This is a genomic window from Microlunatus aurantiacus (assembly GCF_039536605.1).
Classification (GTDB): Bacteria; Actinomycetota; Actinomycetes; order Propionibacteriales; family Propionibacteriaceae; genus Microlunatus; species Microlunatus aurantiacus.
The window spans coordinates 584,629-610,709 of record NZ_BAAAYX010000013.1 but is presented as its reverse complement, the minus strand read 5'-3'; the positions used below and the strand labels follow the sequence as shown (position 1 = coordinate 610,709).

At 72.4% G+C, this 26,081-nt stretch carries 22 protein-coding genes; 7 read left to right on the top strand and 15 right to left on the bottom strand.

The genetic code is table 11. The features are described from left to right. Positions 1-213 precede the first annotated feature (213 nt). Positions 214-1,842 carry a chaperonin GroEL gene (gene groL, locus ABD714_RS16695; protein WP_344813536.1) on the top strand — a complete coding sequence of 543 codons (1,629 nt, stop codon included), beginning with the start codon at positions 214-216 and terminating at the stop codon, positions 1,840-1,842. Positions 1,843-2,039: 197 nt separating this feature from the next. On the opposite strand, the gene ABD714_RS16690 is transcribed toward groL, so the two are convergent. The 7 genes from ABD714_RS16690 to ABD714_RS16660 form a co-directional block, all read right to left on the bottom strand. Continuing rightward, positions 2,040-3,371, bottom strand: a complete 1,332-nt coding sequence (locus tag ABD714_RS16690) for an amidase (protein WP_344813535.1) — start codon at positions 3,369-3,371, stop codon at positions 2,040-2,042. Beyond that, positions 3,368-4,312 carry an alpha/beta fold hydrolase gene (locus ABD714_RS16685; RefSeq protein WP_344813534.1) on the bottom strand — a complete coding sequence of 315 codons (945 nt, stop codon included), beginning with the start codon at positions 4,310-4,312 and terminating at the stop codon, positions 3,368-3,370. Before ABD714_RS16685 ends, ABD714_RS16690 begins: the two co-directional genes overlap by 4 nt. Continuing rightward, positions 4,297-5,445: a cysteine desulfurase family protein gene (locus ABD714_RS16680; RefSeq protein ID WP_344813533.1), complete on the bottom strand. Its 1,149-nt coding sequence runs from the start codon at positions 5,443-5,445 to the stop codon at positions 4,297-4,299. Before ABD714_RS16680 ends, ABD714_RS16685 begins: the two co-directional genes overlap by 16 nt. Next, entirely contained in the window at positions 5,442-6,293 is an 852-nt protein-coding gene (gene nadC, locus ABD714_RS16675) for a carboxylating nicotinate-nucleotide diphosphorylase (protein ID WP_344813532.1), read from the bottom strand. The genes ABD714_RS16680 and nadC overlap by 4 nt, the downstream gene beginning before the upstream one ends. An 85-nt stretch (positions 6,294-6,378) precedes the next feature. Further along, positions 6,379-7,911, bottom strand: a complete 1,533-nt coding sequence (gene nadB, locus ABD714_RS16670; protein WP_344813531.1) for an L-aspartate oxidase — start codon at positions 7,909-7,911, stop codon at positions 6,379-6,381. A 46-nt stretch (positions 7,912-7,957) separates the two neighbouring features. Beyond that, positions 7,958-9,241, bottom strand: coding sequence for a quinolinate synthase NadA (gene nadA / locus ABD714_RS16665; protein WP_344813530.1), 1,284 nt, complete (start codon positions 9,239-9,241; stop codon positions 7,958-7,960). A gap of 130 nt (positions 9,242-9,371) precedes the next feature. Continuing rightward, on the bottom strand, positions 9,372-10,037 hold the full coding sequence (locus tag ABD714_RS16660; protein WP_344813529.1) for an NUDIX hydrolase: 666 nt from the start codon (positions 10,035-10,037) through the stop codon (positions 9,372-9,374). A gap of 145 nt (positions 10,038-10,182) precedes the next feature. Between ABD714_RS16660 and ABD714_RS16655 the strand changes: the two genes are divergently transcribed. Beyond that, complete coding sequence (locus ABD714_RS16655) at positions 10,183-11,271, top strand: SLC13 family permease (protein WP_344813528.1); 1,089 nt, start codon at positions 10,183-10,185, stop codon at positions 11,269-11,271. 4 nt (positions 11,272-11,275) lie between these two features. On the opposite strand, the gene ABD714_RS16650 is transcribed toward ABD714_RS16655, so the two are convergent. Further along, the gene (locus tag ABD714_RS16650) at positions 11,276-12,574 is read right to left on the bottom strand and encodes a hypothetical protein (protein WP_344813527.1); all 1,299 of its coding nucleotides are present in this window, start codon (positions 12,572-12,574) and stop codon (positions 11,276-11,278) included. A 91-nt stretch (positions 12,575-12,665) separates the two neighbouring features. Then, the gene (locus tag ABD714_RS16645; RefSeq protein WP_344813526.1) at positions 12,666-13,631 is read right to left on the bottom strand and encodes a hypothetical protein; all 966 of its coding nucleotides are present in this window, start codon (positions 13,629-13,631) and stop codon (positions 12,666-12,668) included. A gap of 164 nt (positions 13,632-13,795) precedes the next feature. Here ABD714_RS16645 and ABD714_RS16640 point away from each other — a divergent pair, with 164 nt between their 5' ends. The 3 genes from ABD714_RS16640 to ABD714_RS16630 are packed head-to-tail and all read left to right on the top strand — an operon-like array spanning position 13,796 to position 16,880. Then, complete coding sequence (locus ABD714_RS16640; RefSeq protein ID WP_344813524.1) at positions 13,796-14,965, top strand: dipeptidase; 1,170 nt, start codon at positions 13,796-13,798, stop codon at positions 14,963-14,965. Further along, positions 14,962-15,672, top strand: a complete 711-nt coding sequence (locus ABD714_RS16635) for a copper homeostasis protein CutC (protein WP_344813523.1) — start codon at positions 14,962-14,964, stop codon at positions 15,670-15,672. The genes ABD714_RS16640 and ABD714_RS16635 overlap by 4 nt, the downstream gene beginning before the upstream one ends. 8 nt (positions 15,673-15,680) lie before the next feature. Continuing rightward, positions 15,681-16,880: a DUF4031 domain-containing protein gene (locus ABD714_RS16630; protein WP_344813522.1), complete on the top strand. Its 1,200-nt coding sequence runs from the start codon at positions 15,681-15,683 to the stop codon at positions 16,878-16,880. Positions 16,881-16,929: 49 nt separating this feature from the next. On the opposite strand, the gene ABD714_RS16625 is transcribed toward ABD714_RS16630, so the two are convergent. From ABD714_RS16625 to ABD714_RS16615, 3 genes are all read right to left on the bottom strand, one after another. After that, complete coding sequence (locus tag ABD714_RS16625) at positions 16,930-17,583, bottom strand: GntR family transcriptional regulator (RefSeq protein WP_344813521.1); 654 nt, start codon at positions 17,581-17,583, stop codon at positions 16,930-16,932. A gap of 71 nt (positions 17,584-17,654) precedes the next feature. Further along, on the bottom strand, positions 17,655-18,380 hold the full coding sequence (locus ABD714_RS16620; protein WP_344813520.1) for an alpha/beta fold hydrolase: 726 nt from the start codon (positions 18,378-18,380) through the stop codon (positions 17,655-17,657). Positions 18,381-18,483: 103 nt separating this feature from the next. Then, positions 18,484-20,586, bottom strand: coding sequence for a HelD family protein (locus ABD714_RS16615; protein WP_344813519.1), 2,103 nt, complete (start codon positions 20,584-20,586; stop codon positions 18,484-18,486). Between the two features lie 174 nt (positions 20,587-20,760). On the opposite strand from ABD714_RS16615, the gene ABD714_RS16610 reads away from it, so the two are divergent. Next, positions 20,761-21,315: an NUDIX hydrolase gene (locus ABD714_RS16610; protein WP_344813518.1), complete on the top strand. Its 555-nt coding sequence runs from the start codon at positions 20,761-20,763 to the stop codon at positions 21,313-21,315. A gap of 191 nt (positions 21,316-21,506) precedes the next feature. Here the strand turns inward: ABD714_RS16610 and ABD714_RS16605 are convergent, their stop codons facing one another. Beyond that, the gene (locus tag ABD714_RS16605; RefSeq protein WP_344813517.1) at positions 21,507-22,175 is read right to left on the bottom strand and encodes a hypothetical protein; all 669 of its coding nucleotides are present in this window, start codon (positions 22,173-22,175) and stop codon (positions 21,507-21,509) included. A gap of 479 nt (positions 22,176-22,654) precedes the next feature. Here ABD714_RS16605 and ABD714_RS16600 point away from each other — a divergent pair, with 479 nt between their 5' ends. Beyond that, positions 22,655-23,599, top strand: a complete 945-nt coding sequence (locus tag ABD714_RS16600; RefSeq protein WP_344813516.1) for a universal stress protein — start codon at positions 22,655-22,657, stop codon at positions 23,597-23,599. A gap of 29 nt (positions 23,600-23,628) precedes the next feature. Here the strand turns inward: ABD714_RS16600 and ABD714_RS16595 are convergent, their stop codons facing one another. Next, complete coding sequence (locus ABD714_RS16595; protein ID WP_344813515.1) at positions 23,629-25,272, bottom strand: DNA repair helicase XPB; 1,644 nt, start codon at positions 25,270-25,272, stop codon at positions 23,629-23,631. After that, entirely contained in the window at positions 25,269-26,081 is an 813-nt protein-coding gene (locus tag ABD714_RS16590; RefSeq protein ID WP_344813514.1) for a hypothetical protein, read from the bottom strand. The genes ABD714_RS16595 and ABD714_RS16590 overlap by 4 nt, the downstream gene beginning before the upstream one ends.

Sequence of the window (26,081 nt, the reverse complement as noted above, 5' to 3'; positions counted from 1 at the left end):
GAAGTGTTTGCACTCACCATGCCAGAGTGCTAAACATGGCGTTAGCACTCTCGAACAGAGAGTGCCACCTCACCAAGCGGTGAGTCCGGAGCGGAGACCTCTGCGTCGAAGCGTACGGGCGTCCGTCGCGGGCACCGCTCGGCGAGACCCAAACATCTATCCACACCAACGCGCGGGGACAGCACCCCGCTCGCGGGAGGACTCGCGGAGAACATGCCGAAACTCATTCAGTTCAACACCGAAGCGCGGCGCGGCCTCGAGCGCGGGATGAACCAGCTCGCCGACGCCGTCAAGGTCACGCTCGGCCCGAAGGGCCGCAACGTCGTGCTCGAGAAGAAGTGGGGTGCGCCCACCATCACGAACGACGGTGTGAGCATCGCCAAGGAGATCGAGCTCGAGGACCCGTACGAGAAGATCGGCGCCGAGCTCGTCAAGGAGGTCGCCAAGAAGACCGACGACGTCGCGGGCGACGGCACCACCACGGCCACCGTGCTGGCCCAGGCCATGGTGCGCGAGGGTCTGCGCAACGTGACCGCGGGCGCCAACCCGATGAGCCTCAAGCGCGGCATCGAGGCGGCCGTGGCTGCCCTGATCGCCGAGCTCGCGCGGACCGCCAAGGACGTGGAGACCAAGGAGCAGATCGCTGCGACCGCCTCCATCTCCGCCGGTGACGCCAGCGTCGGCGAGATCATCGCCGAGGCGATGGACAAGGTCGGCAAGGAAGGCGTCATCACCGTCGACGAGTCCAACACCTTCGGCCTGGAGCTCGAGCTCACCGAGGGCATGCGGTTCGACAAGGGCTACATCTCGCCCTACTTCGTCACCGACACCGAGCGCATGGAGACCGTGCTCGACGACCCGTACATCCTGATCGTCAACTCCAAGGTCTCCAACCTCAAGGAGCTGCTGCCGATCCTGGAGAAGGTCATCCAGTCCGGCAAGCCGCTGGTCGTGCTGTCCGAGGACGTCGACGGCGAGGCCCTGGCCGCGCTGATCGTCAACAAGATCCGCGGCACCTTCAAGTCCGTTGCCGTCAAGGCCCCGGGCTTCGGCGACCGTCGCAAGGCCATGCTGACCGACATCGCCATCCTCACCGGCGGTCAGGTCATCTCCGAGGAGGTCGGCCTCAAGCTCGACGGCGTCGAGCTTGAGCTGCTGGGCCAGGCTCGTCAGGTCGTCGTGACCAAGGACGAGACCACGATCATCGAGGGCGCTGGTGACTCCGACGCCATCGCCGGTCGGGTCAACCAGATCCGCACGGAGATCGAGAACAGCGACTCCGACTACGACCGCGAGAAGCTGCAGGAGCGGCTGGCCAAGCTGGCCGGCGGCGTGGCCGTGATCAAGGTCGGCGCGGCCACCGAGGTGGAGCTCAAGGAGCGCAAGCACCGCATCGAGGACGCGGTGCGCAACGCCAAGGCGGCCGTCGAGGAGGGCATCGTCGCCGGTGGCGGCGTGGCTCTGCTGCAGGCTGCTCAGCACGTCACGGTCGACCTGACCGGTGACGAGGCCATCGGCGCGCAGATCGTCTTCACCGCGGCCGAGGCCCCGCTGAAGCAGATCGCCATCAACGCCGGCCTCGAGGGCGGCGTCGTGGCGGAGAAGGTCCGCAACCTGCCCGTCGGCCAGGGCCTGAACGCGGCCACCGGCGAGTACGTCGACCTGGTCGCGGCCGGCATCATCGACCCGGCCAAGGTGACCCGGTCCGCGCTGCAGAACGCGGCGTCGATCGCGGCCCTGTTCCTCACCACCGAGGCCGTCATCGCCGACAAGCCGGAGAAGGCTTCGGCCGCTCCGGGTGGCGACGGTGGCATGGGTGGCATGGGCGGGATGGACTTCTGATCTGACGATCAGGTCCTGACTGCTCGAACCGAGCACAACGGCGGCGGCGGTTCCCACTTCGGTGGGGACCGCCGCTGTCGCGTTCTGCGTTCCCGCCCGGATCTGCTCGGGTTTGTCGGACCTGCTCGGGCTATAGACCGAGCAGATCCGACAAACCCGAGCAGCAGTGCCCGGGAGTGCTGCAGGCGCGGCGTGGGTCAGGGGTGCAGGTGCTGCATCAGGGCGAGCACCCCGACGTCATCGTGCTGCGGTCCGACGATCTGCAGGCCGATCGGCAGGCACTCGTCGCTCAGCCCGACCGGGACCGTGCCGGCCGGCGAGCGGGTCAGGTTGAACACCCCGGTCGCCCGGATCCACGACACCGCCTCCCCGAACTGCGGTGGGTCCCGGTGCAGGGTCGGGGTGAGCAGCAGATCGCAGGTCTCGAACACCCGGACCAGCTCCAGGTTCAGCCGGTGGCAGGTGTCCTCGGCGGCCAGCAGGTCGCGGGCGGAGAGCCGGTCGGCGTCCTCGATCCCCTCGCGCACCTCGTCGCTGAGCAGCGAGCGGTCGAGCTCGCCGACACTGCGCTGCACGTACGCCGCGATCAGCGGGCCCCAGGCGTCGTACGGCTCGGAGGTGAAGACGCGGTCGATCTCGACCACCTCCACGCCCTCGGCCGCCAGCCGTTCCACGGCCGCACCGCAGGCGGCGAGGATGCTCGGCTCGGTCCAGGCGTAGCCCAGCTGCGGACTCCAGGCGATCCGGCGGGGCAACGGGGTGCGTCCCACACCCACCGAGAACGGCTCGCAGGGCGCAGGCAGGGAGCGCAGATCGGTGCGCTCGGGTCCGACCACCACGTCGAGGGTGGCGACCAGGTCGGCCACCGTACGGGTGATCACGCCCCGGGTGGTGACCAGCGGCCAGTCGACCGGGTGCGGACCGCCGTCCGGCACCCGGCCGAGCGACGGTTTGAAACCCGGCAGACCGCAGGCCGACGCGGGGATCCGGATCGACCCGCCACCGTCGGAGGCCGTGGCCAGCGGCACCATGCCCGAGGCCACCGCCACCGCGGCCCCGCCGGAGGAGCCACCGGCCACCCGGTCGACGTCGTACGGGTTGCGGGTGGACCCGAAGACCAGGTTGGACGTGTCCGCCGAGGTGGCGAACTCCGGGGTGTTCGACTTGCCGACCACCACGCAGCCGGCGGCCCGGAGTCGGGTCACGAGAACGGAGTCGCTCGTGGCGTGGGCCGTGTCGGCGAACAGCCGGGACCCGTGGATCGTGCGGTAGCCGACGGTGTCCTCGGTGTCCTTGACCGCGAGCGGCACACCGGCCAGCGGCAGGTGCTCGCCGGCGGCCACCCGCCGGTCGACCTCGACGGCCTGGGCGACTGCCCGGTCGGCGTCGCTCGCGACGATCGCGTTGAGCTCGGGGTCGAGCCGGGCGATCCGGGTCAGCGCGGCTTCAGCCGTCTCGCGCGCACTGGTCCGGCCGGTCCGGACGGCGGCGGCGGTGTCGAGGGCCGACGGGGCGGCTTCGTTGATCATCGGCTCTCTCCGAGACGGGTGATGGCCTGGGCGGTCAGGTCCATCATGGTCGCCCCGCCGTGCCCCTCGTCGACCATGATCAGCTCGCTCCCCGGCCACGCCTGCTGGAGCTCGTACGCGAAGCCGGCCGGGCCGCTGACGTCGTACCGGCCGTGGACCATGACGCACGGGATGCCCGCCAGGGTGGGGATCCGGGCCAGCACGTGATCATGGTCGAGGAAGCCGTCGTGGCTCCAGTAGTGGGTGACCAGGGTGCTGGTGAGCAGCTGCTGGTCGGGGTCGTCGTGGTACATCGGGGTGCCGTCGATCCCCGGTCCGAGCGAGATGTGCACCCCCTCCCAGCGGCACCAGTCGGTGGCGGCTCGCCGGCGCACCTCCGGGTCGGGGTCGGTCAGCCGACGCGCGTACGCGTCCACCACCCGCTCGCGGGGTCGACGGTCGGCGGCGCGGGCGAAGGCCGCCCACTCGACCGGGAACAGCATCCCGACGGTCTCGGTGATCCACTCGACGTAGGGGCGGGTGGTGAGCGCCACGGCGGTGAGCACGACCCCGCTGACCCGGTCGGGGTGGGCCAGGGCGTACGCGACCGCCAGACCCGTGCCCCACGAGACGCCGTGCAGCAACCACCGCTCGATCCCGAGGTGGAGCCGGAGCTCCTCCAGGTCCGCGATCAGCTGCTCGGTGGTGTTGGTCCCCAGCGAGTCGAGGTCCTCGCTGGCCAGCGGTCGGCTGCGCCCGGAGCCGCGCTGGTCGAGACCGACGATCCGCCAGCGGGCGGCGTCGAAGCGACGGCGGTAGCCCCCACCCAGGCGTCCGCCGGGACCGCCGTGCAGGAAGAGGGCCGGCCGGCCGGCCGGGTTGCCGGACGTCTCCCACCACAGCTGCGAGCCGTCGGCGACGTCGAGCAGACCGCTGGCGTACGGCTCTACCGGGGGTTCCACGCGGGCGAGGTTACCGGGAGCCGGCCGGCGACGGCGGCGATCAGCTCGTCGGCCGCCCGCTCGAGTTCTTCGTCGGTGACGTCGGCCTCGAAGGTGAACCGCAAGGCGGTCTGGGCCGTCTCGGACGGGATCCCCATCGCCGTCAGCACGTGCGAGGCCTCGTCGCTGCCGGCGGCGCAGGCGGATCCGCTGGAGCAGATCACGCCACGTCGCTCCAGGTCGAGCAGCACCGACTCCCCGCTCAGGCCGGGCAGCACGAACGAGGCGTGGCCGGGCAGCCGGTGATGGCGGTGGCCGGTCAGCCGGACGCCGGGCAGAGCCTGCTCGAGGCGGGTGAGGAAGGCGTCCCGCCGGGTGCGTACGGCAGCGGCGTCGGCGGTCCGGGCCAGGCGGAGCGCCGTGGCCAGTGCCACCGCGCCGGCCACGTCCTCGGTGCCAGAGCGCAGGCCGCGCTGCTGGCCGCCGCCGTGGATCAGCGGCTCGACCGGGGTGCGGCGGGCCACGTAGAGGACGCCGACGCCCTTGGGGGCGCCGACCTTGTGCCCGGACAGGCTGAGGGCCTGGACCCCGAGCCGGCCGACGTCGAGGTCCAACCAGCCCGCCGCCTGCACGGCGTCGGTGTGGAACGGGACGTCGTGCGCGCGGGTGAGCGCGGCGAGCTCGGCGATCGGCTGGATGGTGCCGACCTCGTTGTTGGCGTACTGGAGGCTGACCAGTGTCGTGTCCGGCCGCAGGGCAGCCTCGAGATCGCGCGGGGAGACCCGGCCGTCGGGGTCGACGCCCAGCTCGGTGATCTCGTAGCCGAGGCGGCCGAGCCAGCGCGCCGACTCCAGCACCGCCGGGTGCTCGACGGCGGAGACGATCACGTGCCGGCCGCGGGGGCTCGCCAGGGCGATGCCCTTGATCGCGGTGTTGGCGCCCTCGGTGCCGCCGGAGGTGAAGGTGATCTCCGCGGGCCGGGCACCGAGGATGTCGGCGACGACCCGGCGAGCGTCCTCCAGAGCGCGAGCGGCGGCCTCGCCCAGCTCGTGTTGGCTGGACGGGTTGCCGTACGTGGTCGTGAGGTACGGCCACATCGCCTGCAGCACCTCCCGGCGGACGGGGGTGGTGGCGGCCGCATCCAGGTAGCTCATCGGGCGCCCGCGACGACCACGTCCAGACCGAGATCGAGGGCGCGGACGCTGTGGGTGAGGGCGCCCACGCTGATCACGTCGACACCGGTAGCGGCCACCGCGGCGATGGTGTCCAGGGTGATGCCGCCGGAGGCCTCCACGATGGCGCGACCGTCGATCCGACGGACGCCCTCGACCAGGTCGTCGAGGGAGAAGTTGTCCAGCATGATCGTGTCCGGTCCGGCGGCCAGCACCTCGTCCAGCTGGCCGAGCCGGTCGATCTCCACCTCCAGGTGCATCGTGTGCGGGAGCTCGGTCCGAGCCCGGCGGATGGCGGCGCCGATGTCGTCGACCACGGCCAGGTGGTTGTCCTTGGCCATCACGGCGTCCGACAGCGAGTAGCGGTGGTTGTGGCCGCCACCGCACCGTACGGCGTGACGTTCCAGGGCCCGGAGTCCCGGCGTGGTCTTGCGGGTGTCGACGACCCGCGCGTCCGTACCGGCGACGGCCTCGACGTAGCGGGCGGTGAGGGTCGCGACACCACACATCCGCTGCACCAGGTTGAGGGCTACCCGTTCCGCCTGCAGGACCGTGCGCGCCGACCCCTCGACCCGGGCCAGGACCTGACCTGTGGTGAACAGGTCGCCGTCGGTGATCAGCAGGGTCACCTTGACGGTGTCGTCCAGGGCGGTCATGGCGACGCCGAACACGTCGGCGCCGGCGAAGACCCCCGGTTCCCGGGCCACGAGCTCGGCGGTGGCGGTGGTCGTGGCCGGCACGAAGGTCTGGCTGGTCACGTCGCCGAACGGCGCGTCCTCCTCGAGCGCCATGGTCACGACGCGCTCGATCTGGTGCCGCTGCAGACTCATCGGGCTCCTTTCCTGAATTTGCTCGGGTTTGTCGGATCTGCTCGATCTATAGCCCGAGCAGATCCGACAAACCCGAGCAGATCCGTCATCGGGCGAGGACCAGACCGGAGTGGACGGCCTGGGTCGGGTCGGTGGCGGGGAAGTCGGCGCGGAAGTGGCCACCCCGCGACTCCGTACGCCGCAGGGCACCCGCCGTGACGGCCCGGGCCACCAGCAGCAGGTTCGCGTCCTCGGCCGACTTGGCGTCGGTGACCTCGGGGGTACGCCAGCCGCGGAGGGTGTCCAGCGCCTCGCGCAGTCCCTCGGCGGTCCGCCGCAGACCGACCGACTCCCACATCAGGGCCTGCAGATCGGACCGGTTGTACGCCTCCGCGTCCGCGGCGTCACCCAGGTCCACGGGTTCCGGGACCTGCCACCCCACGGAGTCGTCGGCGTCGGTGGCGGCCGGGGCGACCAGGGGATCCGCCGGGTCGGCGTTGAGGTGGTCGGCGACGCGCCCGCCGTAGACGAGACCCTCGAGCAGAGAGTTGGAGGCGAGCCGGTTGGCGCCGTGCAGCCCGGTGCACGCGACCTCGCCGACCGCGTACAGACCGGGGACCGAGGTGCGTCCCCAGACGTCGGTGCGAACACCGCCCATCCAGTAGTGCGCCGCGGGCGTGACCGGGATCGGCTCGACGTCCCAGGCGAAGCCCTGCCGGCGGCAGCTGGCGTCGATGGTGGGGAAGCGACGGGCCAGGAAGTCCCGGCCGAGACCCGTGGCGTCCAACCGGACCGGGGCGCCGTGCTGGCGCGCCATCTGGTCGGCGATCCCGCGCGCCACGACGTCGCGGGGAGCGAGCTCGGCCGCCGGGTGGACGTCGAGCAGGAAGCGCACCCCGTCGGCGTCGACCAGCGTCGCGCCCTCGCCACGGACGGCCTCGGAGATCAAGAAGTTGCCCGCCGCGGCCAGCGACGTCGGGTGGAACTGGTAGAACTCCACGTCGGCCACCGCCGCCCCCGCGCGCAGGGCGATGGCCACCCCGTCCCCGGTGGCGACCTCGGGGTTGGTGGTGTGGCGGTAGAGCTGCCCCGCGCCACCGGTGGCCAGGATCACCGCGTCCGCCGTGATCTCGCTGCCGTCCAGCAGCCGTACGCCGACCGCCCGACCGCCGTCCAGCAGGACGTCGACCACGGTCGTCCGGGCCCGCAGGTCGATGCCGGCCTCGGTGACCCGGTCCACCAGCGCGGCGGCGATCGCCGCACCGGTCGCGTCGCCGTGCACGTGCAGGATCCGGGGGTGCTCGTGGGCAGCCTCCAGCCCGAGGGCCAGCCGCCCGTCAGCGGTGGTGTCGAAGTCGACCCCCCGCTCGGCCAGCTCGCGGACGGAGGCCGGTCCGCCCTCGCAGAGCACGGTGGCCGCCGCCACGTCACTCAGCCCGGCACCGGCCACGAGGGTGTCCGCGACCTGGCTGGCCGGCGAGTCCGGCGGCGAGGTGACGACCGCGACGCCGCCCTGGGCGTACCGGGTGTTGCTCTCCGAGGCGTCGGCCTTGGTCAGCACCAGCACGTCGTGCTGGGGGTGGAGATCAAGAGCCGCGGTCAGTCCGGCGACACCGGAGCCGATGATGATCACGCGCATGCTGCGTCCCTTCGGGTGATGGTGGCGGTCGGGGATCGGCCGGCGGTCAGCGGGGCAGCGCCGCGAGCATCCGCTCGAGCGCGACCTTCGCGTGGACCGCCACCTCGTCGGGGACCACGATCTCGTTGCGGATCTCGCCCTCGACGAGTCCGTCCAGCGTCCAGGCCAGGTAGCCGGGATGGATCCGGTACATGGTCGAGCAGGGGCAGACGACCGGGTCCAGGCAGAAGATCGTCTTGTCCGGGTTCTGGGCGGCCAGCCGGTTGACCAGGTTGACCTCGGTGCCGATGCCGATCACGTCGCCCGGCTGCGCCGCGGCCACGAACGTGCGGATCGCGTCGGTGGACCCGGACGCGTCGGCGGCGTCGACCACGGGCATCGGGCACTCCGGGTGCACGATGATCTTGACCCCGGGGTGCTCGACCCGGGCCTGCTCGATCTGCGCCACGGTGAAGCGCTTGTGCACCGAGCAGAACCCGTGCCACAAGATCACCTGGGCGTCCTGCAGCTGGGCCGGCGTGTTGCCGCCGAGCGGCTTGCGCGGGTTCCACATCGGCATCTGCTCCAGCGGCACGCCCATCGCCTTGGCGGTGTTGCGACCCAGGTGCTGGTCGGGGAAGAACAGCACCCGCCGGCCGCGGGCGAAGGCCCACTCGAGCACGGTGGACGCGTTGGAGGAGGTGCAGACGATGCCGCCGTTCCGACCGCAGAACGCCTTGAGGGCGGCCGAGGAGTTCATGTACGTGACCGGGATGACCGAGGCCAGCCCGTCGGCGTCCAGACCGTCGGGCCCGGTCTCGTCGGCGTAGAGCTCCATCAGGTCCTCCCAGGCGGCCTCGACGGAGTCCTCGTCGGCCATGTCGGCCATCGAGCAGCCGGCGGCCAGGTTGGGCAGGATCACGTGCTGCTCGGGCCGGGCCAGGATGTCGGCGGTCTCGGCCATGAAGTGCACGCCGCAGAACACGATGGTGCTGGCCTCGGGGCGGGTGAGGGCGGCGTTGGCCAGCTGGAAGGAGTCCCCGACGAAGTCGGCGTACTGCACCACCTCGTCCCGCTGGTAGAAGTGGCCCAAGATCACCAGGTCGCTGCCGAGCTTCTCCTTGGCCGTACGGATCCGGGCGTGCAGCTCGTCGTCGCTCATCCGCTGGTACGCGGTCGGCAGCTGCCCCGGGCGGGTGACCGGCTCGGGGATGACGTCGAGCTCGGAGGCGCCCGGTCCGTAGCCGGGGGCCAGGTCGAAGTCCCACGGTCCGCGGGCCAGATCGGCGTCACAGCTGGCGCTCGGGGCGGCCGTGATGACGTCGTTGACGGAAAGGGTGATGGCAGTCATGAGCGGAGCCTCTCGGGAGTGCAGGAGCGATTCTGAACGACACGTTCTTCGTCGTTCGGAATCGTGACGAACGAGCGAGACGTTGCGGAGCTCAGGACCACGGAGCGCGGAGCGCGACCATCGGACAGGGTCATCGTGGGTTCCTGTCGCTGGAGGTGACCTGGAAGCGGTAGAGAGCTGGTGGTCGGTGGCTGGTGCCGGTGAGCTGGCTGCCGGTCGGGACCAGGGTCTTGGTGGCCAGGGCCTGGCGGCGGAAGTTGGCCGGGTCGATCCGCTTGACCAGCACCGCCTCGTGGACCGCCCGCAGCTCGGCCAGGGTGAACTCCGGACTGAGGAAGAACCGGGCGATGGGGGAGTAGGTGATCTTGGCCCGCAGCCGGTTCAGCGCGTACTGCACGATGCCGTCGTGGTCGAAGGCCAGCTCGGGGATCTCGTCGGCCACGCACCACTGCACGTTCTCCCCGTCGACGGCGCCGGCCACCTCGTCGGAGCGGACCAGAGCCCAGTAGACGATCGAGACGACCCGCTGCGGCGAGCGGTCGACCGCGCCGAAGGAGTAGAGCTGCTCGAGGTAGCTCGAGCTGAGACCGGTGGTCCGTTCCAGGGTGTGGCGGGCGCTGGCGGCCAGGTCCTCGTCGGGGAGCAGCGGTCCGCCGGGCAGCGCCCAGCGGCCCTCGTGCGGCTGACGGATCCGGCGCACCAGCGGCAGCCACAGGGTGGTCTCGCCGGTCGTGGGGTGCGGGCGCAGGGCGAAGATCACCGTGGAGACGGCGAGCTCGATGCCCTGGTCGGTCATGGCTCGGCTCCTCGTCGCTGCTCGGTGGGACTTCTGGTTAACCTGACCTTAAGTCGCTGGATCGAGCCTACGCCGCAGGTTATGGTCAGGTCAACTCTTACTGCCGTGACTCAGCCCACACGTGAGCCGGGACTACGGTCGGCGCGTGCAGCTGGCGGATTTCGTCGACCTGGCCGACCGGGTCGGCCCGATCCTGGTGTTCCTGGTGGCGATCACCGTGGTGGCGGAGCTGGCCGACGGCATCGGGCTGTTCGCGATCATCGCGCGCTGGGCGGCCGTCGTCGGCCGAGGCTCGGTGCTCGGTCTGTGGCTGCTGGTGGTGCTGGTCGCCTCCGTGGCCACCGCGGTGCTGTCGCTGGACACGACAGCTGTGCTGCTCACCCCGGTCGTGCTGGTGCTGGCCCGGCGGCTCGGCCTCGGGCAGGAGCTGTTCGCCTTCACCGCCGTCTGGCTGGCCAACACGGCCTCCCTGGTCCTGCCCGTGTCCAACCTGACCAACCTGCTGGCGTACGCGCGGCTGCGGCCGGCCGGGGTGGCGTTCACCCCGCTGCTGTGGGCGCCGGCCCTGGCCGTCTGGGCGGTGACGGTGGGGCTCCTGGGGGTGGTGTTCCGGCGTCGGCTCCGCGGCCGGTACGAGGTGCCGACCCCGTTCCCGGTGGAGGACCGACCGTTGCTGGTGGCCGCCGGGGTGGTCTGTGCCGGGCTCGGCCCGGCCTTCGTGCTCGGCGTCGACGTCACCGTGGCCGCCGTGGCGGGTGCCGTCGTGCTGGTCGTCGCCTGCCTCGTCCGCCGGCCGCGGCTGCTGCGCTGGAGCCTGCTGCCCTGGCCCCTGGTGCTCGGGGTCAGCGTCTTGTTCGTCCTGGTCCAGGGCGCGCACGCGTACGGGCTGTCGACGCTGGTGGGCGAGCTCGTGGGGCAGGGCGACGGCTGGCTCGAGCTGCTGCGCCTGGCGGGTGTGTCGGCCGTCGCGGCCAACCTGCTCAACAACCTGCCCGCCTACCTGGCCGTGGAGCCGACCGCCCTCGACTCGCCCGTCCGGCTGGCCGCCCTGTTGGTCGGGGTGAACGCGGGACCCTTGATCACCCCGTGGGCGAGCCTGGCCACCCTGCTGTGGGCGGGCCGGTGCCGCGCCGCCGGGTTGCAGGTGTCGTGGCTGCGCTTCGCACTGCTCGGCGCCCTCCTGGTGCCGCTGTGCCTGGTGGCCGGGACCGGTGCGCTGGTCCTCGCCGGCTGACCGCTCAGCGCGGGAGTCGGGTGATCGTGTCGACCGAGGGGACGTAGTCGGTCAGCTGAGCGGGATCGGGGACGGGCGTGGGCCACTCGGCCGTCGCCCACCCGAGCTCGGGTCGTGACGTGGCGTACCAGAGCCCGACCGAGGTCGGCGTGGGCGGACCGATCCGGGTGGAGCCGTCCGGCGCCGGGCTCACGGCCAGATTCGGCAGGTTGGCCGTGCCGGGCAGCACGACGTCGACCCGCGTGGTGCCCCGCGGGAGGGCGGGGTAGGTGGTGACCAGCTGGGCGGAGCCCCCGGCGGCGCGCAGACCGATGGCCCAGAAGTCCAGGTTGGTGCACAGGCACTCGAGGAAGCGGCGGTCCTCGTACGTCCCGGTCGTCCAGCGCGCCCGGAGTGCCGGTCCGCTGCCCACCGAGAGGGTGGGACCGCTGGCGGCGTTGGTGCTGAGCACCGGCGTGTCCTCGGCCGGGACCGCCACCAGGGGAGGTCCCAACGGCACCACGAGGAAGGCCCGCTGACCACTCATCGACCGCAGGGTCCAGCGGACGGTGGTCGAGTCCGCGTCGGCGAGCACCTGATCCACCCGCAGCGTGGCCGTGCGGCGGGTGTCGGCTCCGTCGTCGGTCTGGAAGTACTGGGGGGCGGTGAGCGGTGCCACCGGCTCGGCCGGGCGGGCGAGGTCCGCCGGGTGGGTGGCGGTGGGGACGTGGTCCTCGGGCGTGACCGGCAGGTGGCCGAACGGCGGCAGGGTCGCCGCGACGACGTCGACGAAGCGGACCGAGGCGGGCAGAGCGGGGAAGGCGACCTGGAGGAGGCGCGTCTCACCGAGGTGCAGGTTGGTCTGAGCCGCCCAGATCGGGGTGCACAGGCACCTGTAGGCCTGGTTCCGGCCCCGGTGACTCAGCGGGCGGTAGACCCGCTTCGAGCGCGGGTCGACCAGCACGATGTTCACCCCGCCGGCCGAGCTGCGGTCCAGGCCCAGGTCGAAGCCGGGCGGCACCTCGTCGCCGGCCCGGCGGTCGGGCGCCGTCAGCGGGGTCACCGACCAGTCGAGCACGGTCAGACCCGCCCCCCGGCGGACCGCGTGCACGGCGATCCGGGAGGTGACCTGCTGACCCTCCGCGCTGGTCCAGGTCGTCTCGCCGGCTACCGGCAGCAGCGGGTTGGTCGGTGCCGGGGGCAGGGGGGTCGGCGGCGCCGTGGACGGATCGCGCCGCTGCAACAGACCGGGCTCGGTGTCGGACCAGGTGCATCCGGCCAGCACGAGCAGGGTGAGAGCGAGGCAGAGCGCCACGGTGCGCACGGACTCGATGGTAGGACCCGCCACCGCCCGCGGATCGGATGGAGTTGTCACCGACATCGGAGACGATCGCGTCCGATCAAGGTGAAGGGCCTCAGAAGTCGTGGAGGTCCCGGTCGGTAGCGCCGGCGCAGCGGGTGCAGCGCGTGGGCACCTCGGTCCAGCCGCGTGCGATGAGCAGCGCCGCCACCTGCCGGGCCACCTGGCACGGCCGCTCGGTGATGTCGGGCCAGCCGTACCGCAGGGTGAGGTCGCCTTCGAGCAGGGTCGCGTTGTCGCGGTCCATGTCACGGAACCGGCCGAGGATGTGCAGCCGCCCGTCCAGCTCGACGATGGTGCCGAACGCCTCGTAGCGCATGTCGCGGAACTCCTGACCGCGCCGACCACGAGCCTGCCGCCGGGCGGGTGGCAGGTGGTGCGGGCGCTGGACGTCACGCAGGTAGCGAAGTTCGAGGGCCGACTCGGCGCCGTCGCCCACGTCCTGAAGCATCTGCTGCAGCAGCTGACGGTGCGGCATCCGGGCGCGGTCGCCCAGACGCTCCTCGATCCTTAGCGCCGTGGTCCGCCGTGACTGCACGGCCCGGCTCAGCAGACCCGCGAGGTCTCGGGGCCGGGCGAGGCTGCACAGGTCGAGGACCGTGTCCTCGACGGTGGTCCGGGGCGGTGATCCGGGACTCCGCGACAGTCGGACGCCCGGCCGCTCCTGCTGGAAGGTCCACGGACCCGGGTGCCTGTGCAGTCGGCCGTGCGGGACCAGCACGCTGATGGACGCCGGCGGCTCGTCCACGAACCCCCACAGGAATCCTGCCGCCCGGAAGCCGAGCCTGGCGACGGTGCCGCCCATGAGCGCTCCCGCCCAGGCCTGACCCACCCAGGTGGGTTCGCCGGCGCCGAGGTGGTAGATGCCCCGGGCCAGCCGGTTCCAGCTGCGCTGGTTCACCAGCCGGTCGGCGCAGCGGAGGCTGTAGCCGAGCAGGACGACCTGCTCGGCGCTGATCACCCCGCCCTGCGCGACGGCGGTGCGCAGCACGTCGTCGGGTGGGTCCTGGCGGTGGTGCACACCTGCACTCTGCGGATGTCGGCGCGATTCGGACGGGGTGCCGGGCAAGCTGTGGACGACGCTCGGGACGCCACAGTCCCTGTGGATGGAGTTGTCTCCGACATCGGTGACAACTTCATCCGCTCGTGCCGGTCGGGGCGGGTGCGGCTGACAAGATGGCGCTCATGGTGACGCGGCCGGTGGTGGACGGACACAACGATCTCCCGTGGGCGATGCGCAAGGTCGGCTACGACTTCACCGTGCACGACATCGCGCAACCGTGTCCGGAGCTGCACACCGACCTGGGCCGGCTGCACGCCGGTGGGGTGGCCGGTCAGTTCTGGTCGGTGTTCGTGCCCTGCTCCTACCGCGGAGCGGCTGCGGTCACCGCGACCCTGGAGCAGATCGACGCCGTGCACTCCATGGTGGGTCACTACCCGCACGCCCTGGCGCTGGTCACGTCGGCGGAGGGACTCCAGCTCACGGCCGAGCAGGGTGGTCCGATCGCCAGCCTGCTCGGGGCCGAGGGCGGACACAGCATCGACAACTCGCTCGGCACGCTGCGTTCCCTCTACCGGCTGGGGGTGCGCTATCTGACCCTCACCCACAACGAGAACACCGACTGGGCCGACTCGGCCACCGATGAGCCCCGCCTGGGCGGGTTGAGCGAGTTCGGTCGCGAGGTGGTCCGGGAGATGAACCGGATCGGCATGCTGGTCGACCTCTCGCACGTCTCCGCCGACACGATGCGCGACGCGCTGGCCGTCAGCGCGGCGCCGGTGATCTTCTCCCACTCGTCGGCCCGCGCCGTCTGCGACCACCCGCGCAACGTGCCCGACGACGTGCTGGCCCAGCTGCCGGACAACGGGGGGCTCTGCATGATCACCTTCGTGCCGGCCTTCGTCTCGCCGGCGGTACGCGAGTGGCAGCTGGGGGTGGAGGCGCAGGCGCGGGCCGCCGGGGTCGACGTGCGCGACCTGGCGGCCATGGACGAGTTCGTCCGGCCGCACCTGGCCGACAAGCCGACCGCCACGCTGGCCGACGTGGTGGCGCACTGCCAGCACGTCCGCGAGGTGGCCGGGATCGACCACATCGGGCTCGGCGGCGACTACGACGGGGTGGATGCGCTGCCGGAGGGTCTGGCGGACGTGGCCGGCTATCCCCGGCTGCTCGACGCGTTGGCCGACCACGGCTGGTCGGAGGACGATCTGGCCAAGCTGGGGTGGCGGAACGTCACCCGGGTGCTCGGTGAGGCGGAGCTCGTGGCGACCGAGCTGCGCGAGGCCTGCGGCCCCTCCCTGGCCACCATCGAGGACCTGGACGGCGGCTCCGAGGCGAGCGAGGTGTCGCCGTGAGCGGCGTGCTCGAGGTCATCGCGCTCCAGGCCGCCGACGCGGAACGCGCGGAAGCGGGTGGGGCGGACCGGATCGAGCTGGTCGGCACGATGACCAGCGACGGGCTCTCGCCCGAGCCGGCGCTGGTCGGTCAGGTGCGGCGGGCGACCAGCCTGCCGATCCGGGTGATGCTGCGACTGCGGGAGGGCTTCGGCACCGACGGGGGTGAGGTGACCCGGTTGCAGGGTCTGCTGTCGTCCTACCGGTCGGTGGGTGCCGACGGGGTGGTCCTCGGGTTTCTCAACGGGCACACCGAGATCGACGCCGAGGTGGTGCTGGAGATCGTCGGCCCGGAGCCGGACTTCGGCTGGACCTTCCACCGCGCTGTGGACTCCTGCTTCAGCACCGATAAGGCGTGGCGCACGCTGCGCCGGCTGCCGGGACTCGACCAGGTGCTCACCGCGGGCTCGGCGCGCGGGGTGACGGAGGGCCTGGAGGAGCTGGTCGCCCGGGCGCGGACTGACGAGTTCGCCCGCGACACGATCATGGCCGGCGGTGGTCTCCTGCCCGAGCACGTGCCCTGGCTGGCCCGGGCCGGCGTCCGCGCCTTCCACATCGGCTCGTCGGCGCGACCGCTCGGGTCCTGGAAGGCGTACGTGGACGCCGATCTGGTCGGCACCTGGCGCCGGCTGATCGACGACGCGACCCGCCGGGCCGAACCGGGCTGACCGGCGTCGTGGCGATCTTCATCGACCCACCGACCTGGCCCGGACACGGTCGGCTCTGGTCGCACATGATCAGCGACACCGCGTACGCCGAGCTGCACGACTTCGCTGCCTCGGTGGGGATCCCGCCGCGGGCCTTCGAGCGTGACCACTACGACGTCATCGCCGACCGGTACGAGGTGGTGGTGGCCGCCGGTGCGCGACCGGCGACGTCGCGGGAGATCGTGGCCCTGCTGCACCAGGCCGGGCTCCGCCGCCGGCACCGCTCGGTGCTCGCCCCGCCCCTGGGTCGGTTCTGGCCGCGACCGCTGGCGACCGGGGACCTGGTGGCGGTGGTGTCTCCGTCGGGTCCGGTGGCGCCGGAGCGGCTGGAACCGGGGGTGGTCCTGCTCGAGTCCTGGGGTCTGCGGGTCCGGCTGTCCCCGCGGGTGCTGGGCAGCTACCGGCCGCTGACGTACCTGGCCGCCGATGATCAGGACCGGGCCGCCGACCTCACCGCCACCTGGACCGATCCGGAGGTCGCGGCGGTCTGGGCGGCCCGCGGCGGCTACGGGGCGCAGCGGATGGTCGACCTGGTGGACTGGTCCGCCGTCCGGGCGGCCGGACCCAAGACCTTCGTCGGCTTCAGCGACATCACCGCGCTGCACGCCCGGCTGGGTCGCGATCTCGACCAGGTCACCGTCCACGGACCCGTGCTGGGCTCGGTCGACCAGCTGGCCGACCCCGAGACCGTACGGGCGTTGCGGTCGATGATCATGGATCCGCCGGCGGCCGGGGCGCGGCTGGCGGCCGGTCGCAGTGCCGTGCCGGGCGTCGGTCAGGGCCGCCTGGTCGGCGGCAACCTGTCGCTCGTGGCTGCCGACGTCGGGGTCGAACCGCCCCCGGAGGTGTCCGCGGTGGCGGTCTTCGAGGACGTCGGCGAGGACGGCTACCGGATCGACAGGATGCTGACCCAGCTGCTCCGCTCGCGCTGGTTCGACCAGGTCCGCGGGGTGGTGGTGGGGGAGTTCAGCCCGGTCCCCGGGGCGTCGCCGATCTCGTCCGGACTGGCCGCGGCGGTCATCGCGGACCGGTTGGAGCGGCTGCGGATCCCGGTGCTCACCGAGGTCGCCGTGGGCCACGGCTCCCGCAACCTGGCCCTGCCGCTGGGGGCGGCGGTCACCCTCGCGGCCGGCCCACCCGGCACGCCGGGCACCCTCACCCTCGCCTGACCCACCACGGGGCCGGTCGCAGAACTGCCGCCGACGGCCCCGGAGGTGCTCAGGACCCGTCGTCGTCCGACAGGCCCTGGAAGGTGCCGAAGGCGACGGCCGCGGCGCCGTCGCGGTCGCCCGCGGCGCAGAGACGGATCAGCTCGTCGTGCTTGCCGACCGAGTTGCGACCGTCGATGGAGGCGAACCGGAGCCGCTCGACGCGTCGCAGCACCGGCGTGAACTGCTCGAGGACGGTGATCAGCGAGCGGTTGCCGCACACGCTGACGGGAACCCCGTGCAGCGCGTCGTCGGCCTCCAGTGCACCGTCGACGTCCCCGGCCGTGACGGCCCCCTCGAACCGGGCGTTGGCCTCGCGCATGAGCTGGAGGTCGTCCCCGGTCAGCCGGGGTACGGCGTCCCGCACTGCCAGCTGGTGCATGGCCGCCACGACATCGCGCGCCTCCCGAAGCGCACGCGAGCTGATCCCGCTGACGATGGTGGAACGCCCTGGCTGCGCCACGACCAGCCCTGTCTGGCCGAGGCGCAGGAGGGCCTCGCGGATGGGGGTGCGACTGACACCCAGCCAGGTCGCGAGCTCCGCGTCCCGCAGCTGCTCGCCCGGTTGGAAGGTGCCGTCGATGATGGCATCGCGCAGGTGGCCGTAGACGTCGTCGCGCAGCAGCCGTCGGTCGGCACGGTCGGAGGACGTCGGGACGGGCATGCCCTGTATTGCACAGGGGAGGCCCCGGCGAGTCAACGCACCGTGTGATGAGGCGACGGTGGTGGCGGGGCTCATCGGCTGCCGGCAGGAACCTGCTCCGCGATCGTGGCCGAGGCGGCGGCGACGATCACGTCGGTGACGACGTCGGGCCTGGTCAGGTAGACGGCGTGGCTCCCGGGCACTGTCGTGATGCGGGCGCCTGCGCGCTCGGCCATGTGCTGGAGCATCGCCTGGTCGAAGGCCCGGTCCTCGGTGCCGAACACCGCCCAGCTCGGCTTGTGCCGCCACGCGGCCTCGGTGACCGGCTGCGCGAAGACGGACATGTTGACGGGGACCTGGCTGTCCCGCAGGAACGCCGCGTCGGCGTCGCCCGCGTCGTCGGCGAAGCCCTTCTGGAACGTGTCGTGGTCGAGGAAGCCGAAGCCGTCCGCGCCGACGTCGATCACGAAGTCGGGGGTCGCAGCGAAGCCCTCGTACTGCTGGCCCGAGCTCTCACCGGTGTCCGGCACGAGGGCCGCGACGTAGACCAGACCGGCCACCTTGTCGTGCCGGCCGGCCTCGGTGACGACGGTGCCGCCCCACGAGTGCCCGACGAGGATCGTCGGTCCGTCCTGCCGATCCAGCACCCGGTTGGTGGCGGCGACGTCGTCCTCGAAGGACGTGAGCGGGTTCTGGACGATCGTGACGCGGTAGCCCCGACTGGTGAGGCGGTCGTAGACGCCGCGCCAGCCCGAACCGTCGGCGAACGCGCCGTGCACGAGCACCACGTTCGTGGTGGCGCCGTCGATGGTGGCCATCTGCTCCTCGTTCCTGCCGGTGTCGGCCCGTCGGTGAAGGTAATATGTAATATATTGCAGCGGGGCGACACCGTCAAGAGGGCATCGCTGGGCGGCGACCGACTCAGGCGGCGGGGGCCGCGTCCAGGGCGCCGGGGAGCGGCGCGGCGTGCACGACGACGAGCGAGGTGACCGCGCGGGTCAGGCAGACGTAGAGGCGGCGGAGCCCGGTGACCTCGTCCGGTTCTCCGGCCACGATGTCGGCCGGCTCGAGCAGCACCACGTGGTCGAACTCCAGGCCCTTGGCCAGCGAGGCCGGGACCAGGTCGACGCGGGCGTCGAAGACCTGGGCGTCCTCGCCCAGCAGGTCGTAGCGGACCTCGGCCCGCTCGAGCGCCGCGCGGGCGGTCGGCACCGCGGCATCGGGCACGATCACGCCGACGGTCCCCTCCCGTTCCAGCGCCTCCCGGGTGGCGGCGGCCAGATCGCCGCCGACGGCGGTGCTGAGGCGCAGGTCGAGGGCGCCGCGGTTCCGGCGCACCGAGTGCGGGGGCGTGAGCTGCGGAGCGATCCGGGGCAGCAGCCGGGCTGCGAAGTCGATCACCGCGCCGGGCACCCGGAAGCCGGCCACCAGCTCCTCGACGTCGGCGTCCGGGTGGCCGAGATGAGCCATCGACTCCGCCCACGACGAGGTGGCCCACGGGGTCGTGGCCTGCGCCAGGTCACCCAGCACGGTGACCGATCCCGTGCTCGCCCGTCGGCCGACGGCCCGCAGCTGCATGGGGGACAGGTCCTGGGCCTCGTCGACGATCACGTGCCCGAGACTCGGTGTCCGGTTGATCAGGTCGGCGGTCTCGTCGATCAGGACCACGTCGGCCAGGGACCACCGGGCGGTGGCCGCGCTGCGGGCCGGCTTGGTCATCATGATCAGCTGCTGTTCTTCCCGGGTGAGGATCCCGTCCGCCGCGGTGGCCAGGAAGCCGGCGTCGGTGAGCAACCGGAGGACCAGCTTGGCCGGGTCGAGCCGGGGCCAGAGCAGGTCGGCGTACGTCTTCACCGGCTTGCTCCGGGCGACCGCGTTCTGCACCCGGTCGTCGGGGGAGTCGCCCGCCGCCTCCATCCGGAGCAGCACCTGGTGGGCCAGGCGCTGCGGCAGCATCGTCCGGCCGGCCTCGTAGCGGACGCCGCGGCTGGTCAGCTCGTCGACGATCTCCACAGCGAGGTAGCTGCCCACCCGCCACTGGTAGGCCCCACGCGGCACGACCAGCGCCTCGGTCGGCCGGGTCACGTGGCCCCAGACGGCCCGGCGCAGGACGGTGGCCATCCGGGCGTCGCCCTTGACCAGCGCGGCCGGCACCAGGTCCAGTCCGCGGATCGCGGCCCCGGTGGCCTCGCTCACCAGCGAGGACACGGTGGCCTGGGTGGCGTCGATCTCCCCCAACGCCGGCAGCACGTCGCCGATGTAGGACAGGAAGCTGTCGTTGGGTCCGACCACCAGCACCCCGGACCGGGCCAGCTGGTCGCGGTAGGCGTAGAGCAGGTAGGCGGCGCGGTGCAGGCCGACGGCGGTCTTGCCCGTGCCTGGCGCGCCCTGGATGCACAGGGAGTCGCTCAGTCGGGCCCGGACGATCCGGTCCTGCTCGGGCTGGATCGTGGCCACGATGTCGCGCATCGGCCCGGTCCGTGGCCGCTCGATCTCGGACTCCAGGATCTCCGACTCCAGCCCCGAGACCCCGCCGACGCTGGTGAGGTCCTCGTCCTCGTACGCGGTCAGCTGGCCGTGGGAGAAACCGAACCGGCGCCGCGAGCGCACGCCCATCGGCTCACCGGGACGGGCCTGGTAGAACGGCAGCGACATCTGGGCCCGCCAGTCGATCACCAGCGGTTCGCCGCCGATCTCGCCGGTGACGTGGCGACGCCCGATGTAGAGGGTCTCGTCCAGCTCGCCGCCGAGCCGGGTGTCGTAGTCCAGGCGGCCGAAGAACAGCGGCACGACGGGGTCGTCCTCGAGCGCCTTCATCCGGCGGTAGAGCACCTGCTTGAGGTGCTCGGTGGAGACGTGGTCGCCGCCGATGGCCGTCAGACCGGCGGTGTGTTCGCGCATCCGGCGCAGGGCGGTCCGGGCATCACCCAGGTGACGGCGTTCCCGTTCCAGCGTGTGGTCGACCGGGGGCTCGGGTGACTGTCCTGTCGCGGGTCGCTCGGGCGCTGACTCTGGGGCGGGCATGCGGCGGCCTCCGACGGACTCGGCGAGGGTGGTGAGGAGCCGGGTCACGCTAGCAGAGCCCCCATCGGCCGTCGACGGCTTTTCCCGCCGCCGATGGGCGCCGCGCCGAGGGGGAGCCTCGTCGCGCCGGCTCCGCACCGCGGCGCTCGCCGCCCGGTCCGTACGCTGACCGACGTGAGCGACGAGAGCGGCCGCAGGTACGAGATCCCCGACGACCCGGCCGACCGACCCGTCCGGACCCGGCGCGCGGTCCGCGTGATCGTGGTCGGGCCGGACGACCGGGTGCTGCTGTTCGAGGACAGCGACCCGGGCGTACCGGGGGTGACCTGGTGGGTGACACCGGGTGGCGGGATGGATCCGGGCGAGTCCGAACGGACCACAGCGGTCCGGGAGATGGCCGAGGAGACCGGGTACGTGCTCGACGAGGACGCGCTGGTCGGGCCGCTGGCCACGCGCTACGCCGTGCACGGGTACTCCGACCAGGTGCTGGAGCAGGACGAGACCTTCTACCTGGTGCGCGTGCCCGCGTTCGAGATCGACATTTCCGCGCACACCGAGGAGGAGCAGCTCACCCTGCAGGGGCACCGCTGGTGGACCCGGACCGAGATCGAGGCCGGTGGCGCCTGGATCTGGCCGGAGCAGCTGCTGGAGCTGTGGGACCGCGCCGCCGGGCCGACGCTCCCACCGCTGGGGCTCGGTCGGCAGGAGGAGTCCACCGTCCCGGTCTGACCACCCGCCGACGCACCCTCTCGCTCACCCGCGCACCCCTCGCTGGGGGTGCGTCGGCGCGCGAAACGGTGCGTCAGCGGGGTCGTGGTGGGTCAGCCGACCGGCGGTGCGACGGTCGCCGGCGGCGTCGGGCATGCCACCGCCGCGAGGCGACCTCTGCGGGGGCAGGTCGCCTCGCGGCGGCGGACGGTTCAGCCCAGCACAGCCAGCAGCTGGTTGAGCAGCTTGGTGAGGTTGGCGAGGATCCCGTTGAGGCCGGTGGCCCCGTCGAGCAGCCCGGCGACCGCACACAGCAGGTTCCCCAGCAGGTTGCCGGGACCGCCCTCGGCGGTGATGTTGAGCTTCACCGTGTCGAGGTGCACCTTGAGCCCGAGCAGGTTCAGGTCCAGCGGTCCGAGCACCAGGTCGAGCACCTGGCAGCTGAGCGGTCCGGGGGCGGCCGCCGGGGCGAGCTGCTGGTTCCTGGCGACGTCGTCGGCACCGGCCACGGGAGCCGTGGCCAGCGGGATCGCGATCTGCTTGCTCCCGGCCGTGACCTTGCCCGCGGCGTCGGTGATCGTGCCGGTGAACCTGCCGACAGCCACGAGCTCGCCGTTCCGCTTGGCGAACTTGGTGATGTTGAAGAGCCCGTCGACGCTGCCCGTGCCGTCCTGCAGGGTGCCGGTGATCGGCGCGCTGAGCGCGGTGGGCTTGGCCTTCTTGACGGCCGCCGCCTTGACCGGCGCCGGGTCGTGGGGCGCGGCCTGCGTCGTCGGAGCGGTGCCGAGCGCCATCGACATGGTGGTGGCGAGGGCGACGAGCGCCAGGACGGCCTTCCGCCGGAACCGGGTCGGGGACGCCGGTGAGGTGGGCTGCTGCATCTGTGGTGCCTTCCTGTGGTGACGGTGGGCTGCGCCGCGTCACGTCGCTGGGACGCGGTTGCCGCCCTTCGCCGAGGAAGACCCGTGCGACTCGCCGCCATGACGCGGCCCCGCCCTGAGGGAGACCCTCATGGGGGTGCTCGGACCACCCGCTCCACGCCCGAGGCGGCGTGCCGTCAGGGCGATCCGGCCACGGGCTCGCGTCATGTGAGGGCGGCCGAGGAGTCCGCTCCGTCAGCCAGCCCGGCCCGGGTCAGGTGGAAGGCGGAAGGTGGCGAGCAGGAAGAACTCCGACGCCGCCCCGGAGTCGCTGGTCACCCTGGCCGGCGCGGCGGGGACGACCACCCCCGAGGGTGGTCATCGCGGAGGATCGGTTCAGAGGACCAAGGTCCCGCCGGCTCCGAGCCGGGGGCCTCTGTCCCGGGCGGGCCGGAGTGGGCAAGATGGGGTGACACCGACCAACGAGTGAAGGGGCACCGATGGCGAAGCACCTGATCGTCGGCATCGACGGTTCGCCGGAGAGCGAGACCGCCATGGGCTGGGCGCTGGAGGAGGCGATCCGCCGCGACCTCGAGGTCGAGCTGGTCTACGCCCTCGCGGTGCCCGTGGTCTCCGACGCGTACGGGATGGTGATGACCCGCCCGGACATCGACGAGCTGACCGACTACTCGCGCAAGCTGCTGGACGCGGCCCTCGCCTCGGCCCAGGCCCTCGCGCCCGGCCTGGCCGTCACCGCCCGGTTGGCCAGCGGACCGCCGGCCGCCGTCCTGATCGAGGCGTCCAAGCGGGCCGAGGGTCTGGTGGTGGGGACCCGTGGTCTCGGCGCGATCAGCGGCCGGTTGCTCGGTTCGGTGAGTGTGCGGCTGGCCGGCAAGTCCGTCTGCCCGGTGTTCATCGTGCCGCCGGAGTGGCGGGAGCACCCGCTTCCGGACGCCCCGGTGCTGGTGGGCGTGGACGGCTCGGAGCACTCCGACGCCGCCCTGCACCTCGCCCTGGAGGAAGCCCGCTGCCGCGGCGTCGGTCTGACCGTGCTGTCCGCCTACCACGTGCCGTGGCTGGCACGCCCGGTCGAACCGGCCCTGATCGCGGAGTTCGAGCAGTCGGAGCGATGGCTGGCCGAGAAGACGATCGGGGAGTCCCTGGCCAGGGTGAAGGGGCACAACTACGCGGACGTGCCCATCGAGCAGGTCGCGGTCAAGGCGCTGCCCGCGGACGCGCTGGTGGAAGCGAGCCGGCGTGCCGTCCTCACCGTGGTCGGCTCACGTGGCCGCCGCTCGTTCAGCCGGGCCATCCTCGGCTCGGTCAGCCGCAGCCTGATGCAGGACGCCGTCCGCCCCGTCGCCGTGGCGCACAAGGCGACCCGCAAGCACGGCCAGTCCGGTGAGCAGCCCCGCCCGAACCCGCCCCAGAACGCCGACGCCTGAGGCGCCTCGCCCCACCGGCGAGCTGACGACTACACCGCCTCTTCGGCGTCCATGATCGTGTACGCGTAGCCCTGCTCGGCCAGGAACCGCTGCCGGTGCGCGGCGAAGTCGGCGTCGACGGTGTCACGGGCCACCACCGCCAGGAACCGGGCGGTGGTGCCCTCGGCCTTGGGGCGGAGCAGCCGGCCCAGGCGCTGGGCCTCCTCCTGCCGGGAGCCGAAGGCCCCGGAGACCTGGATGGCGACCTGCGCACTGGGCAGGTCGATGGAGAAGTTGGCCACCTTGCTGACCACCAGCAGGTCGATCTCGCCGGACCGGAACGCCTCGTACAGCCTCTCCCGCTGCCGGACCGTGGTCTGACCGGTGATCAGCGGGGCGTCCAACCGGGCCGCCAGGTCCTCGAGCTGGTCGACGTACTGGCCGATGACCAGGATCGGCACCCCCCGGTGTTTGGCCACGAGGTCGATGACCACCTGGGTCTTGGACTCGGCGGTGGAGGCCAGCCGGTACTTCACGTCCGGCTCCGCGACCGCGTACGTCATCCGCTCCGGCTCGCTCAGCGTGACCCGGACCTCGACGCAGTCGGCCGGCGCGATGTAGCCCTGGGCCTCGATGTCCTTCCAGGGCGCGTCGTAGCGCTTCGGGCCGATCAGGGAGAACACGTCGCCCTCCCGGCCGTCCTCGCGCACCAGCGTGGCCGTCAGCCCGAGCCGGCGACGGGCCTGCAGGTCGGCGGTCATCCGGAACACCGGCGCCGGCAGCAGGTGCACCTCGTCGTAGATCACCAGACCCCAGTCGCGGGCGCTGAACAGCTCCAGGTGCGGATGCACCCCGCCGCGCTTGGTGGTGATCACCTGGTAGGTGGCGATGGTGACCGGTCGGATCTCCTTCTTCGCCCCGGAGTACTCCCCGATCTCCTCGGCGGTCAGGGTGGTCCGGCGGAGCAGCTCGTCCCGCCACTGCCGGGCGGAGACCGTGTTGGTGACCAGGATCAACGTGGTGGCCTGGGCGTGCGCCATCGACGCTGCGCCGACGATCGTCTTGCCGGCCCCGCAGGGCAGCACGACCACGCCGGAGCCGCCGTGCCAGAACGAGTCGGCGGCCTGCTTCTGGTACGGCCGCAGCTCCCAGCCGTCCTGGTCCAGGGCGATCTCGTGCGCCTCACCGTTCACGTACCCGGCCAGGTCCTCGGCCGGCCAGCCGAGTTTCAGCAGCACCTGCTTGAGGTGGCCGCGCTCGGACGGGTGCACGACGACGGTGTCGTCGCCCAGCCGGGCACCGACCAGACCCTTGACCTTGGCCGACCGGAGCACCTCCGTCAGCACGGCGCGGTCGGTGCTGACCAGCACGAGTCCCTGGACCGGGTGCTTCTCCAGCCGCAGCCGGCCGAAACGGTCCATGGTGTCGGCGACGTCGACCAGCAGCGAGCTGGGCACCGGGTAGCGGGAGTAGGTCAGCAGCGTGTCGACGACCTGCTCGGCGTCGTGCCCGGCGGCGCGGGCGTTCCACAACCCCAGCGGGGTGAGGCGGTAGGTGTGGATGTGCTCGGGGGCGCGCTCCAGCTCGGCGAACGGCGCGATCGCCATCCGGCACGCGTCGGCGTCGGGGTGGTCGACCTCGAGCAGCAGGGTCTTGTCGGACTGGACCACCAAGGGTCCAGACGTCGCGGTCATGAGAAGTCTTCCTGGTCGACGTCGCCCGGCTGGCTGGAGCCGGCCGGGGCGGGGGGAGCGAGAGCGGGCCCGTCGGTGGAGTCACCGGCGGGCGGGCTCGGGCTGGTGGAGGGGGGGAGCGTGGTGGACGGATGGGGGTTCGGGGGCGGGGCGCTGGGGCTCGGTCGCACCACGAGCAGGGTCGGGCTGGAGGGGCCCTGGTTCCCGACCGCGTCCAGAGCCTGCACCTGGACGACGTGGGTGCTCGAGTCGTTGAACCACGCGAGGCTGGCGTGGTGCTGCTGGGTGTCCAGCACCAGGAAGCCGTTCAGCCAGACGCGGTAGCTCACGACGGCCACGTCGTCGGAGGCCTCCGGCCAGCTCACGCTCAGCCGCTCCGCGTCGAGCCGGGTCACGGACACCCGACCCACCGCCCCGGGCGGGGTGTGGTCCCGGCCGGGTACGCCGGCGGTGGCCGCCGCCATCCGGGTGGTCGTCGCGCTCGCACTCCGGGCGGTGCCGGCGCCGGCTTCGGTGCTGGTCGCCGGACCGCCGACCTGCGCACCCGACGGAGCGGACGGCAGCGTCGACCCGGTGGTCCCGGCCGAGAGGCTGGAGGTTGCTGCCGGTGACGTGGTGAAGGCGACCGGGCCGGCGGTGTGACCCGGGCTGACGGTGTGGTCCGGGCGGCTGGTGGGCAGGTCGTGCCGGGCCGGCGCGGAGCCGAGCCCGACGGGGGCTCTGGCGATGCCCGGCACCAGGTACAGACCGCCCACCCCGGCGAGGCAGACGCCGAAGACCAGGAGTCTTCGGATGGTCGCCGGCTGCAT